The sequence below is a fragment of the Roseibium sediminicola genome (genome assembly GCF_023156505.1).
GTDB lineage: Bacteria > Pseudomonadota > Alphaproteobacteria > Rhizobiales > Stappiaceae > Roseibium > Roseibium sediminicola.
In genome coordinates this window covers 89,914-103,477 of record NZ_JALNMJ010000013.1, presented here as the reverse complement: position 1 = coordinate 103,477, position 13,564 = coordinate 89,914, and the positions used below count along the sequence as shown (strand labels likewise).

The 13,564-nt window shown below is 61.7% G+C and carries 9 protein-coding genes; 2 read left to right on the top strand and 7 right to left on the bottom strand.

All coding sequences use genetic code 11. The features are described from left to right. Window positions 1–13 precede the first annotated feature (13 nt). Both M0H32_RS18190 and M0H32_RS18185 read right to left on the bottom strand, forming a co-directional pair. Window positions 14–1,243 carry an ABC transporter substrate-binding protein gene (locus M0H32_RS18190; RefSeq protein ID WP_248156502.1) on the bottom strand — a complete coding sequence of 410 codons (1,230 nt, stop codon included), beginning with the start codon at window positions 1,241–1,243 and terminating at the stop codon, window positions 14–16. 101 nt (window positions 1,244–1,344) lie between these two features. Next, a complete protein-coding gene (locus tag M0H32_RS18185; RefSeq protein ID WP_248156501.1) occupies window positions 1,345–1,800 on the bottom strand; it encodes an Lrp/AsnC ligand binding domain-containing protein in 456 nt (151 codons plus the stop codon). 142 nt (window positions 1,801–1,942) lie between these two features. Here M0H32_RS18185 and putA point away from each other — a divergent pair, with 142 nt between their 5' ends. After that, window positions 1,943–5,083 (top strand): bifunctional proline dehydrogenase/L-glutamate gamma-semialdehyde dehydrogenase PutA, encoded by a 3,141-nt coding sequence (putA, locus tag M0H32_RS18180; protein ID WP_248156500.1) that lies wholly within the window; start codon window positions 1,943–1,945, stop codon window positions 5,081–5,083. Window positions 5,084–5,293: 210 nt separating this feature from the next. On the opposite strand, the gene M0H32_RS18175 is transcribed toward putA, so the two are convergent. The 5 genes from M0H32_RS18175 to M0H32_RS18155 all read right to left on the bottom strand — a co-directional run bounded on the left by M0H32_RS18175 (window position 5,294) and on the right by M0H32_RS18155 (window position 11,727). Further along, window positions 5,294–6,517: a hypothetical protein gene (locus tag M0H32_RS18175; protein WP_248156499.1), complete on the bottom strand. Its 1,224-nt coding sequence runs from the start codon at window positions 6,515–6,517 to the stop codon at window positions 5,294–5,296. An 11-nt stretch (window positions 6,518–6,528) separates the two neighbouring features. Beyond that, on the bottom strand, window positions 6,529–9,000 hold the full coding sequence (hrpB, locus tag M0H32_RS18170) for an ATP-dependent helicase HrpB (RefSeq protein ID WP_248156498.1): 2,472 nt from the start codon (window positions 8,998–9,000) through the stop codon (window positions 6,529–6,531). Between the two features lie 7 nt (window positions 9,001–9,007). After that, window positions 9,008–10,036 carry a glucokinase gene (locus tag M0H32_RS18165; RefSeq protein ID WP_248156496.1) on the bottom strand — a complete coding sequence of 343 codons (1,029 nt, stop codon included), beginning with the start codon at window positions 10,034–10,036 and terminating at the stop codon, window positions 9,008–9,010. After that, complete coding sequence (locus M0H32_RS18160; protein WP_248156495.1) at window positions 10,033–10,464, bottom strand: methylglyoxal synthase; 432 nt, start codon at window positions 10,462–10,464, stop codon at window positions 10,033–10,035. Before M0H32_RS18160 ends, M0H32_RS18165 begins: the two co-directional genes overlap by 4 nt. A 408-nt stretch (window positions 10,465–10,872) precedes the next feature. Beyond that, window positions 10,873–11,727 (bottom strand): DUF1194 domain-containing protein, encoded by an 855-nt coding sequence (locus M0H32_RS18155; RefSeq protein WP_248156494.1) that lies wholly within the window; start codon window positions 11,725–11,727, stop codon window positions 10,873–10,875. A gap of 789 nt (window positions 11,728–12,516) precedes the next feature. On the opposite strand from M0H32_RS18155, the gene M0H32_RS18150 reads away from it, so the two are divergent. Next, entirely contained in the window at window positions 12,517–13,512 is a 996-nt protein-coding gene (locus M0H32_RS18150) for a sugar-binding transcriptional regulator (protein WP_248156493.1), read from the top strand. Window positions 13,513–13,564: the final 52 nt, after the last annotated feature.

Genomic DNA, 13,564 nt, shown 5'->3' with positions numbered 1-13,564 from the left:
TGCTCCCGTCCGTTCATTCCGCGCCGTAGCGTTGCAGCCAGGCGTCTTCCAGGGCCGCGACCCAGCTCGGATGCGGCTCGGGCAGTACAGGGCCGAGGTCCTCCGGCGACAGGGTGGCCGGTCCGAGATCGAGAGCTTCGAACAGGGCCTTCTCATTGGCCGGCAGCGCGGCGACGTTCAGTACCGTCGGATCGCCCCAGATTTCCGGGTCCTGCTTGCGGGTCTGGGCCATCGGCGTCAGCAGGAAATCCGCGAACACCTTGGCACCGGCCTTGTTGGAACTGTTGAAGGGGATCGCGACAAAATGGGTGTTGCCGATGGTGCCGCCATCCAGCACGAAGGTGCGCACACTGGGCGGCAGTTCGCCATTGGCGATGGCCCCTGCGGCATCGCCCGGATTGAAGGAAAAGGCGATGTCGAGTTCGCCGTCCGCGAGCAGCTGGCGCATGTGCGAGGCATTCTGAGGAAACGCCTCACCCTGCCGCCACAAAGACCCGTGCAAGTCGTCCAGGTAGGCAAACAGCGGCGCAGTCAGCGCCTCGAAGTCGGCATCGTCGACCGGTCTGGAAAGGGCGGCCTTGTCTTCGACGGTGCTCACCAGAACCTGTTTCAAAAAGGTCGTGCCATAAAAATTCGGCGGTTGCGGATAAGAGAACCGGCCGGGATGGGCCTTGGCGTGGTCGAGGAGCGCTTGGAGCGTTGCCGGGGGCGTGTCGAGCCGGGCGCTGTCATACATGAACACCAGCTTGGCCATGCCCCAGGGGCTTTCCTGACCATCCGTCGGCACCGTGAAATCCACGCTCACCGTGGGTTTGTTTTCCACGTCGACATAGCGCCAGTTGGGCAGGGTCTCGGCCCAGCCCTGCTCCGCGAGCAGGCCCTGTTCCTTCATCGCGGCAAAATTTTCGCCGTTGATCCAGATGAGATCGACCGCCCCGCCGGAGGCCTTGCCGACGGATTTTTCCGCCAGCACCTGGGAAACGACCGTGGCGGTGTCGCTGACCTTGACGTGGATCACCCGGACGCCGAAATCGCGTTCCACTTCCCGGGCGGCCCAGCCGATATAGGCATTGATGCGCGGCTCGCCGCCCCAGGCGTGGAAATAGACGGTCTGGCCCCTGGCCTCTTCCAGCACGCTTTGCCATTCCTGGGAGGTTGCCGGATCCGTTTCCTGCGCCGTGCCGGGAAGTGGCAGGAGCAGGGTTCCAAGAAGACCAAGCGTGGCGGCGAAACGTCGTGTCATGGAAAAGTCCTCGGTGTCGGGGCATGGCCGATCCTGATCCCTCGCGCAGGGTGCATCGCACGGTCAAGACAAGGCTTTGTGAACATTGTGATCAAGCAGCGCTAGACCGGCAGGATGTGGGTGTCCTTGATTTCCTCCATGACCGCGTAGGTGTGTGTTTCGCGCACGCCCGGCAAGGTCAGCACCACGTCGGACAGAAACGCGCGATAGGCTTCCATGTCCTTGACCCGGCTTTTCATCAGATAATCAAAACCACCGGCCACCATGTGGCATTCCAACACGTCGGGGGAGCGTTCCACGGCGATCTTGAAAGCATCGAAAATCTCCGGCGAAGTCCGCTCCAGCCGGATTTCGACAAACACCAGCAGGCCCCGGTCGACCTTCTTTGGGTCGAGGCTGGCGGAGAAGTGTTCGATATAGCCGTCCCGCACCAGCCGCTTCATGCGTTCAGCCGTCGCGGTCGCCGACAGGCTGATCCGTTCCGACAAATCGGTGTTGGTGATGCGGCCATCCTGTTGAAGGACCCTCAGAATCCGCCGGTCTATCGCATCGAGCATAGTGAAAATTCTTTCAAATTTGAATTTTCGCCTGAAAATACACGGTTTAAGGCGTGAAAAACAGGGGAAATCGGCCATCCAGATGGGATATTTTAGGGAAATCTAGTGACACGGCCGCGCGCGGCCACTTTGGGAGGCTCTCATGACCGCAACGTCTGCAGCCATGAAGACATTTGAAACATCCGATCTCGAGCCGTTCCGTGCGGCCTATGCCCCGGACGACAAGCCGCTTGTCGAAGCGCTTCTGAAAGAGGCCAAGGGCGATCCGGTGGTCGAGAAACTGATCGACCAGCGCGCCCGCGGTTACATCGAGGACATGCGCTCCGTTCAGGTCGGCCTTGGCGGTGTTGAGGACTTCATGCGCGAATTCGGCCTGACCACCCGCGAAGGCCTTGCCATGATGGTGCTTGCCGAGGCGCTCCTGCGGGTGCCGGATGCCAAGACCGCCGACAAGCTGATCGAGGACAAGCTTGCCGCGGCCCGGTTCGACGATCCGTCCGGTCCGAAATCCGACACCTGGCTGGTCTCCGCCTCCTCCTGGGCGCTGGGCGTCACCTCCCGCCTGCTGCACCCGGGCGACACGCCGCAATCGATCCTCTCCAGCCTGGTCAAGCGCATGGGCATGCCGACCGTGCGGGTGGCGACCCGCAAGGCGATGCAGCTGCTCGGCCACCAGTTCGTTCTGGGTGAGACCATCCAGAAGGCGCTCGAACGTGCCAGGGCCCAGGAAGCCAAGGGCTACCGCTACTCCTACGACATGCTGGGCGAGGGTGCGCGCACCGCAAAAGACGCCGAGCGTTATTTCCAGTCCTATGCCAAGGCCATCGAGGCGATCGGCAAATCCGCGGGCGACAAGAAGCTTCCCGAACGTCCGGGCATCTCCGTCAAGCTGTCGGCGTTGCATCCGCGCTACGAGGCCGTCAATGGCGAGCGCGTGCGTGACGAGCTGCTGCCGAAGCTGCGCGAACTGGTGCAGATGGCCAAGGACCGCAATCTCAACTTCACCGTCGACGCGGAAGAGGCCGATCGCCTCGAAATCTCGCTCGACGTCATCGCCATGCTCTTGAACGACCCGGTCACCGAAGGCTGGGACGGCTTTGGCCTCGCGGTCCAGGCCTATCAGAAGCGCGGCGTTCATGTGATCGACTGGCTGGTCAAGGCCGCCCGCAAGACCAATCGCAAGCTGATGGTACGCCTCGTCAAGGGCGCCTATTGGGACACGGAAATCAAGCACGCCCAGGAAGGCGGCGCGGACAATTATCCGGTCTTTTCCCGCAAGGCGGCGACCGACCTCTCCTATCTGTGCTGCGCCAAGCGCATGCTGGCGGCCCGCGATGTGCTCTATCCGCAATTCGCCACCCACAACGCGCTCACCGTCGCCCAGATCATCGAGCTCGCCGGTGGCAAGGCCGAGGGTTACGAGTTCCAGCGCCTCCACGGCATGGGCGAGAGCCTCTACAAATCCGTGGTCGAGCGGGACAAGTTCCCCTGCCGCATCTACGCCCCGGTCGGCGGTCACAAGGATCTCCTGGCCTATCTGGTGCGCCGTCTTCTTGAAAACGGTGCCAACTCCTCCTTCGTCACCATTGTCGGTGACGCCTCCGTGCCAACGGAAAATCTGCTCAAGCGGCCCGCCGAACTGCTCGACAACGGCCACCACGCGGTCAACCGCTCGATCCCGCTGCCGAAGGAGCTTTACGGCGCCAGCCGCGACAATTCCGACGGCATCGAATTCGGCTGGGCAGCAGAACGCAATCTTCTGACCACTGGCATGGCCAAGACAACCGCTCCTTTCACCGAAGCCGGCCCGCTAGGCGCCGGACTGAAAGCGGTCGGCGACGCCAACCCGGTGTTCGCGCCGATGGACGGCAGCACCAGGGTCGGCACGGTCCGCTTCGCCGACAAGGACACCGCGCACAAGGCCATTGAAAACGCCCGCAAGGGCTTCGAGGCCTGGTCGCGCCGTCCGGTCGAGGAGCGCGCCGCCGCGCTCGACAAGGTCGGTGACCTTCTGGAGGAACACCGCGACCGGCTGATGATGATCCTTTCCATGGAGGCCGGCAAATGCCTGACGGACGGCATTGCCGAAATCCGTGAAGCGGTTGATTTCTGCCGCTACTATGCCGCCGAGGCGCGCGCGCAATTCGGCGAAGGCCGTTTGATGCCTGGCCCGACGGGTGAGGAAAACCGCTACCGCCACCGCGGCCGTGGCGTCTTTGTCTGCATCTCTCCCTGGAACTTTCCGCTGGCGATTTTCCTGGGCCAGATCAGCGCGGCGCTCCTGGCCGGCAACGCTGTTGTCGCCAAGCCGGCGGAACAGACGCCGCTGATTGCCTATGAGACCGCCAAGCTGATGTATCAGGCCGGTGTTCCGGAAGACGCCTTCTACCTGCTGCCGGGTGAGGGCGATGTCGGCGCGGCGCTGACCTCCCATCCGGCGGTGGCGGGCGTTGCCTTCACCGGCTCCACCGAGACCGCCTGGGCAATCAACGGCACGCTGGCGACCAAGCGTGGCCCGATCGTGCCCTTGATCGCGGAAACCGGCGGCATCAACGCCATGATCGTCGATGCGACTGCGCTGCCCGAGCAGGTCTGCGACGACGTCATGATGTCGGCCTTCCGCTCCGCCGGCCAGCGCTGTTCGGCCCTGCGCATACTCTATGTTCAGGAAGATGTCGCCGACAGCCTGCTGGCCATGCTCGAAGGCGCGGCAAAGGAACTTTCCCTCGGCGACCCGCGGCTGCCGTCAACGGATATCGGCCCGGTGATTGACGACGAAGCCCGCGACGGCATTCTCGCGCATATCGAGGATATGAAAGAGAGCCAGAAACTGCGCTTTGCCGGTCAGACGCCGCAAGGCAAGCTCGCCAACGGCTCCTGGGTCGCTCCGCATATCATCGAGCTCGACAAGGCCGAGGCCCTGACCCGCGAGGTCTTCGGTCCGGTGCTGCATGTGGTGCGCTACAAAGCCAAGGATCTCGACAAGGTGCTCGACCAGATCGCAGGCACCGGCTACGGCCTGACGCTCGGCGTGCACAGCCGCATCGATGCCACGGTGAAGAAGGTCGTCGACCGGCTTTCCGTCGGCAACGTCTATGTCAACCGCAACACCATCGGCGCGGTTGTCGGCACCCAGCCCTTCGGCGGCTCCGGTCTCTCCGGCACCGGCCCGAAGGCCGGCGGCCCGTCCTACCTGACAAGGTTCGCGCTGGAACAGGTCGTCTCGATCAACACGGCCGCGGCCGGCGGCAACGCCAGCCTGGTCGCCGCGTCGGACGATTGAGGGTGTAGCAGTCGGTCTGCATAATCACACCGCGGTCATTCCGGACGCAGCCAAGCGAAGATCCGGGATCGGGGCGCCGATGTCCTTGAGCTGTTTCAGGGATAAATGGCTCTCCGGTTCCGGTTCGCGCGTTGCTTGGCCGAGATGAGAATTGAGAGGATGCCGTCGAGCGTTTGACGGACGATCTGCGCTGCTGCAGTTCTCGCAAGTTTATTGCGATTTGCTAAGTCCTTTAGCGCTTTGGCTAGCCAACTCCCGTTCACACTCAGCGAACTTTGTGAGGAGCCGGTTCAGGGATGATTCCGTGAAAAGGGTCTGGTGATCGAACGCCAAGGCCAGGGCGAATTTATCAACCAGTTGCCGGTAAGATCCATGCATCGACTGACAGGCGCTGAGCGCTTGCACCTGCTGGCGGTAGTCTTTTGAGCGCAAACTCATCTCGAATGTTATTGCGTAGAGCTGTTGGAGATCCCAGCTGTTTTCCGCATATAAGCGCCAATACATTTTTTCCTTGAAGAAAAACCACTCCTTTGGGTCCGACTTGGTCTCTGCCAAGAAACTCGGATCATCCAGGTCCTTCATTTCCAGGAGGACGCGCTGCATGACTTCTAAGTAGGCCTGATAAACTTCAGCAGGTGTTGTGAGACCAGGAGACGGCTGTTTGCCAAGCTGATACCTGCAGTCTTCACTTATGCTCAAAAAATCAAAGTAGATTTTTTGAATGAGGCTTGGAGTGCGGAAACGAACTTCCGGCTGCACGATCAGTTCGGAAAATCTTGCAAGTTTGGAAACTGACTTTTGACATTTCCAAAGCTCCCGCAGATACGATTTTTGCCTTTGAGCCTGGTTCTCTGTTGATTTGACCTCGTCATCCAATTTCAGTGCAGTTAGGAACGGGATTTGAATTTTCTCGAGTTCCCGGCTGATTTTGGTCAGCTCGGGTTGGCGGTCAACAATGTCCTGCGTTTCGAGTAGATCCATTAAACGAACGTGTATTCGTTCCAGCTCTGACATCATCTCCGAGCTTATTCGGATGGCTTCCTGCTGGCTCATGGAGCCGGAGCCATGCGCCGAACTGACTAAACCTAGAAACATCAAAAAGAGGACAAAAAGATTTCTCATGTGAAGTTTTTCAATGATCTTTGATGCAAACATCTTTCGAAGCACGACTTCTAAGTCGCGACCAAGCGTCGGATCGTAGGCAAGTTTGGTTGGAGGGCAAGCCATTTTCACCGCTCTCTCGGGTTCGTTCACCCGCGATGGGCAAGGAAACTGTCTGAGGCAAACAGCCGATCCTTCGAGACGGACCTGGCGGTCCTCCTCAGGATGACGTTGTTGGGTGTTGCGGCGGCTGAAACCTCCCCCCTTATTCAGCGTCATCCTGAGGAGGCGCTTGAGCGCCGTCTCGAAGGATCGGCCACCAATTCCCGACAATCAAAATTACGTCACGCCCCCCGCGGCTTCGCCCGCCGGGTCGCCTCCGCGATGGTCGGATCGTCCGGCCAGGGGTGTTTGGGGTAGCGGCCCTTCATGTCGGCTTTCACATCCGACCAGGACCCCGCCCAGAAGCCGGGCAGGTCTTTCGTGATCTGGATCGGCCGCTGCGCTGGCGAGAGCAGCTCGAGGATCAGCGGCAATCTCCCGTCACAGACGCTGGGGTGGTCTCTCAATCCGAACAGTTCCTGCACGCGGATCGACAGGGTCGGACCGGCCGCCGCGCCATAGTCGATCGGCACCTTGCTGCCGGTCGGTGCGGTGAAATGGGACGGGGCCAGCGTGTCCAACCGGGCCGAGGCGTCATAGGGCAAAAGTGCCGCCAGGGCGTTGCCCAGCAGGGCCGCGTCGATGCCATTGAGACTTGTGCAGCCCGCCAGATAAGGCTGCAGCCAGCTTTCGAGGTTCTCGGTCAACGCGGCATCGGACAGATCCGGCAGATCCTCGGCGCCATTTGCGCGCGCATAGGCGATGCGCTTTTTCAGTCGCAGCTGGTCCTTGCTCCAGGGAAGACGGGCAACGCCGCGCCGTCGGATTTCGGTGATCAAGGCCCGTTCCACAGCCTCCGGATCCGCAGACTGGATTTGCCGGGATTTCAGCTCGACCGACCTGTAGCGTCTGACTTGCCGGGCCTTCAGCGCCCCGTCGCCGGTCAGCTGCACCTCGTCTTCATCGGTGATGTCCGCCGCAAACAGCTCCTCGATCTCTTCCATCGAGATCGGTGCGCACAGCTGGATGCGGCCGCTGGCGGCCTTGCCCTGGATGTCGGCAACGGTCAGGAACGGTTCGCGCGCCAGGCCGTGCTGAGGTTCCAGTTCCGCGCCGCGTCCATTGGCCAGCCGGAACCGGCCGGTCTGGCCGCGTTGCTGGGCAACCCGGTCCGGATAGGCAAGGGCCAGAAGCAGACCGGCGCATTCCGGGTCGAAGTCTTTGCCTGCACCGCCCGCCTGTTTCAGCCAGCGTTCGGCCAGCTGACGGCCGTCCTTCGCCCGTTGGCTCTTGTCATTCCTGAGGCTTTGAAGGCGCGCGCGCAGATCCGGATCGCGGCCGCCAAGACCCGGTTCGGAGAGCAGCAGCGCGATCAGCGCGGCGGTGTGGCCGAGACCGCGCGCAGCCCCCTCGATCACCATATGCGCCAGGCGCGGATGCAGCGGCAGTTTCGCCAGCGCCTTGCCGTCCTCCGTCAGGCGGCCGGTGCCGTCGAGAGCGTGCAGGTCCTGCAGCAGGGTCTTCGCTTCCGTCCAGGCGGCTTGTGGCGGCGGCTCGGCGAAGGTGAGATCGGCCGGATCGAATGTGCCCCAGGCGGCAAGGTCCAGCACCAGGCCGGTCAGATCAGCTTCAAGGATTTCCGGAGACTCGGCTTGGGGCAGGGCGGCGGTCTGGGCTTCGTCCCAGAGCCGGTAACAGATGCCGGGCTCGGTCCGGCCCGCGCGGCCACGTCGCTGGTCGGCGGACGCGCGAGACACCCGCACGGTTTCCAGCCGGGTCAGTCCGGTCTGCGGTTCGTATCTCGGCACGCGAGCGAGGCCGCTGTCGATGACGACGCGCACACCCTCGATCGTTAGCGAGGTTTGGGCAATGGCGCTCGACAGCACGATCTTGCGCTGGTCGTCGGTGGCGGGCCGGATGGCGGCGTCCTGGGCTTTTGCCTCAAGGCCTCCAAAGAGCGGCGCGACCAGGCAATTGGCGGGCAGCTTGCCGTCGAGCATTTCGGCGGTGCGCCGAATCTCGCCCTGGCCGGGCAGGAACACCAGCACCGAGCCGGTCTCCTCGGCAACGGCCTGTCTTATCGCCCGTACCATCTGCGGTTCGATCCGCTCCTGCGGTGCTCGGCCGAGATAACGCGTCTCGACCGGATAACTGCGGCCCTTGCTCTCGATGACGGGCGCATCGCCCAGGAGCTTTGAAATGCCGGCAGCGTCCAGCGTCGCTGACATGGGCAGGAGCCTGAGATCGTCGCGCAGTGCGGCCTGAACGTCGAGCGCCAGGGCTAGCCCGAGATCGCCATCGAGCGAGCGTTCGTGGAATTCGTCGAAGAGGATCGCGGCAACGCCGGTGAGCTCCGGGTCGTCCAGGATCAGCCGGGTGAACACGCCTTCGGTGATCACCTCAATCCGGGTCCTGGCGCTGACCCTGGTCTCCATGCGCACCCGGTAGCCGACGGTCTCGCCGGGCTTCTCGCCGAGTTCGGACGCCATGCGCCGGGCGGCGGCGCGCGCCGCAAGCCGGCGGGGTTCCAGAACCAGAATCTTGCCGTCGCCGCGCCAGCCGGCATTTAAGAGCGCCAACGGCACGCGTGTGGTTTTGCCCGCGCCGGGTTCGGCCACCAGCACCGCGTTGGGACCTTGATCCAGCGCGGCCAGAAGCGCCGGCAGGACACCGTCGATCGGCAGCGCGGTTCCGAAGGTCGAGGCGGTGGTCATGGCTGGATCAGGCTAGGGCCGCCTTCCACTGTCGGCCCTGCATATCAACCGCGAAGGCATCCGGGCTGCGCGCAAACGAGGCGAGGCCCTCAAGCGCCGGGTCCGGGTGGCGGACGATAAAGGTCGGGATCTTGGCCATCAGCTCCTCATGCGGCGCCTTGGATTCGAAAGCCTCGCGGAAACCGCCGTCGGTCAGGAAGCGCGTGATCCGGGGCGTAACACCGCCGGTGAGATAGACACCGCCGCGTGCCAGGACGGTAAGGGCAAAATCGCCGGCCACGCGGCCGAGGCCCCTGGCAAAGACCTCCAGCGTTTTCACCGCCACCGGATCGTTGTCTTCTGCTGCCTTGGTGATGCTTGCGGCCGTCTCGAACTGGCGCTCGCAATTCATGTATGCCGCAACGCCGCGGGCCAGGCGGGGCAGACCTGTGCCACTCAGGATCTGCTCGGCACCAAGGCGACCGCCAACCCGCTCTATATGCGGCCAGATTTTGATGTCTTCCTTTGAAACCGGGCCGAGCTCGACGTGGCCACCTTCACCGGGCAACGGTATCCAGGTTTTGGAGGTATAGATCATAGCGGCGGCGCCGAGCCCCGTGCCGGGCCCAAGCACGAACTTGGCGCTTTCCTCGCGCACCACGCCCTGGCCAACCTGCTCGATGTCTTCGCCGTGATAGCCCGGAAGGGCGAGGGCCTGGGCCTCGAAATCATTGAGGACGATGACCTCTTCAAACCCGAGATCGGATATCATTCTCAGCGGCTTGATCACCCAGTCGGCATTGGTCAGGGGGATCCGGTCGCCGGTGACCGGGCCGGCAACCGCGATGATGGCCGTGCGTGGCTTGGGATCCGCGCTTTTCATGACCACTTTGCGGATAGCGGAGTAGATGTTGTGATGGTGGGCCGTGGCTGTCTTGCCGCTCATGCGGGTCGGCGTGTTGGGTCCTTCGACCAGGGCGAACCGGGCGTTGGTACCGCCGATATCGGCGACCAGGACCGGATAGGCGAAGGATTTGGAACGGGTCGAAAAACTCATGAGATAAGCGCGTTCACTTCAGGTGTTTCAGACGTTGTCTTGAGGCCTTTCAGGCGGGCGGAGCGCAGCAGGATGTCCGCGGTCGACGGATTGAGCGCCATCGGCATGTCATAGACCAGGGCCAGTCGCATCAGAGCCTTGACGTCAACGTCATGCGGCATTGGCGACAACGGGTCGACGAAGAAGATCAGGCCCTGCAGTTTGCCTTCGCAGATCATGGCGCCGATCTGCTGGTCGCCACCTAGCGGACCGCTTTTCAATCGTTTTAATTTAAGCTCAGGGCAGGCGTCAAGAATGCGGCCGCCCGTGGTGCCGGTCCCGACCAGGTCAAAATCGACTAGTTTTTCCCTGTGGCGCCGGACGAATTCCACCATAACGTCCTTCTTGGCATCGTGGGCGACAAGCGCAAGGGTAGGCGTGTCGGGCATCGGCGATCCTCTTTGGCAACTGCAACAGGGGCAGGAGGTGTTTATACCAACCGCCAAAAATAGGAAGCCGTCTGATGACTTTGTTCCAGATGTCGGCAAGACGGCAACACCGTCCGGCAGGTCGGAACAGGTCAGCGAAGGCCGGGTGTGGAGACCGTTTTTCCGGAGCGCTGTGTCCGCATGGCACCCCGGTCGCCACGCAGTCTGCCGCTCGCCGCACTGTCTCCAGGCATAGTCAGGTCAGTTCCCGTTCAGTTTGTTTGGTATTAGCCGCTCAAAGCGCTTTTAGCAAAGAAAGATGCGCAGGATGGAGTGAGAAATTTGTTCTCAGATCCAGGAGCTACAGGCAAAGAAAAAGCCGCGCTCCGGCCGGGAGCGCGGCAGTCTAAGGAGAAACTGCTGTCAGGCTTAGTCGAAGAGGTTGCAGCGGATCGGTTCGCGCCCCGCAACACGCTGGAAATAAGGATCGGGTTCCGGCAGGTGCAGGCCGGCGATTTCCATGACCAGTTTCATGCGGATCGCGTCGGCAAAGCCTTCCTGGCTGCGCACCGGAATGGCAAAGGAGCCCGGGCCGCCGATGACGCAATCCTCGTAATAGTGATCGAGGTTGAGCATGGCCTGCCAGGTGTTCTTGTTGGACTTCATCATCAGCGGAAGACCGTTGATGGTCACGCCTGCGGCCACCATCCGGTCGCGCATGTCGGTTACGGAACCGCCCTGGTTGTTCGGACCGTCACCGGAAATGTCGATCACCTGGCGCAGGCCCATATACTTGTTGTTCTGGACCATATGTACGGATTTCTCCAGCGCAGAGGCAATCGAGGTGCGCTGGACCTGGCGCAGCGGGGCTTCCGCGATCTTGGAGGCAAAATGCGCGGCGGAGGCCTCGTCCTGGATCACAGTCCATTCGGCGACGATGAAATGCTCGTCCACGCCGCCCCATTCCATATAGGTCACGGCGACACGGCCGATCGGGCCGACCTCGATGGCGTCAATGAACTCGCGGGATGTCAGGGCGGCCACATAGCCGGCGCGCTGCACTTCCTGTTCTTCGGTGTCCATGGATTGGGAGATGTCGACGGCCAGGACAAGTTCGACATCCACTTCATTTGCGGGGTCGTAACTGTAGGTGGTCGACGCGAGCTGGACCGGCCGGAAGTCCCGGGCGGTGGCTGGTGCGGCGAAGATGATGGCCGCGAAGCAAAGCGACAGTATTGTCGTTATTGTCGATGCACAGTGTTTCTTTGTTATGTCGAGACGCATGGGTTTCTCCTTATTCGAGCCTTTCGACTCAGTTGCCACGTCTCCCCTGTTTATTTTGTCGTTGAATTCCTTATCTTTTCGTTTCTCGTGATTCCTACTTAGGCGTTGCTGAACGCCTTGCTTGAGCTTGAAGTTTTACTTAGCAAGCTACATGCCAAACGTAACGTAATTCTCCTTGCACGGCAAAACGAAAGTGCACGGAGTGCATATCCTATCCACAGATGGTGTTTCCGGCTGGTAAATGCCAGCGCGCAATTTTCTGCCGTAACGTCAACGTTCCCTTACTTTCACGTAAGCTTATTGTTTTTGCGTGGCATTTTGTGTCCCCAAGGCGGGACAATATTTTTTGATGTCGCACCGGATTTGCCTGTTTCGAGATCCGTGTGAACGTCGCCTTTGGCGCTGGTGGGTGCCGGCAAATGGGAAAAAAAGAGTACTGAGTGCGCAAATCGGGACTTCGCAATCTGCGGCCGTCTGGGAAAAAACTGCCGTGGAGATGGGCAGGATTTGCCGGTTTTGCACAAAATGAAGGCATGTCTAGGCAGGAATTTCCGCCACCCAGAAGTCGTATCAAGTCGCTTCTGCCGCCCAGAAATGCAGCAATCGGCCAGAAAATCGGCAGTTTTTTTAGTTGACGGCGGCGCCGGGGCTGGTCATGATCTGAAGAAATTCTCACTAAGTGAAGAATTTTTCGGACTCCTCGGGAGGATCCGGAATTCGGAAGTCCCGCAAGAGGGCTGAGGTGATGCCGATCGTGCCGGAAAAGCCGGCGCATCGGAAGAGGGGAAGGTGCGACGCAGTATGCAGGCGCGCGACGACGACTGGACATCCTATATGGCCATACGTGCGGCATGGCTGTCCTTTGTGGGCGGCCGCACGCAGGGCGAGATCGCTTCCCAGCTGGGCGTGTCGCCGGCCAAGGTACACCGGCTGATTGCCCATGCCCAGAAATCCGGCTTCGTGAAATTCCAGATCGACGGCCGTCCGATGGAATGCCTGGAGCTGGAAAAAGAGCTCACCCAGAGTTTCAACCTGACCAACTGCATCATCGCGCCCGACCTCGGCGGTGGTGACGACGACAGCGCCCTGCGAGCCGTCGCGGTTTCTGCCTCGCAATTCCTGTCCGGGCTCCTGGGCGGCTCCGGCGTTACCCGGCTCGGCGTCGGCATGGGCCGGACATTGACGGCTGCGGTCGAAAGCCTGCCCAAAATCGCGCGCCCGGACCTGGAGATCATGTCGATCTGCGGCTCGCTGACCCGTACGCTCGCCGCCAACCCCTATGACATCGTCCAGAAGATGCAGGAGCGCACCGGCGGCATCGGCTATTATCTGCCGGTTCCCTACTTCGCGGAAAACCAGGACGAGAAGGCGATGTTCCTGACCCAGCGCAGCGTCCAGGACCTGATGGCGCGCGCACGGCAGTCGGAAGCCTTCCTGATCGGCATCGGCTCGGTCGAGAACGAGGGCCACCTGGTGCAGCGGGGCATGATTTCGAAGAAAGAACAGGAAGAATTGCTGTCGGGCGGCGCGGTCTGTGATTTGATGGGCCGGTTCCTGACGCTGGAAGGAAGTCTGGCACCCGATCCGCTCGGCGATTGCGCCGTCGGATTGCACTTCGACGAAGTGCGCGGGCGCCGCGTGATTGCGCTGGTGGGCGGAGAGAGCAAGGTGGACGCAACCCTTGCCGCTCTGCGCACCGGTGTCATTACCGACCTTGTGACCGACGAGACCCTCGCGAGGGCTCTGAGGGCACGGGCCGGATTGCAGCTGGCACAGTCCGCATGACGCGGCTGGGTCTCGAGGGGAAACGGGCCGGCCGCAAAGGCGGGCCCCCGCA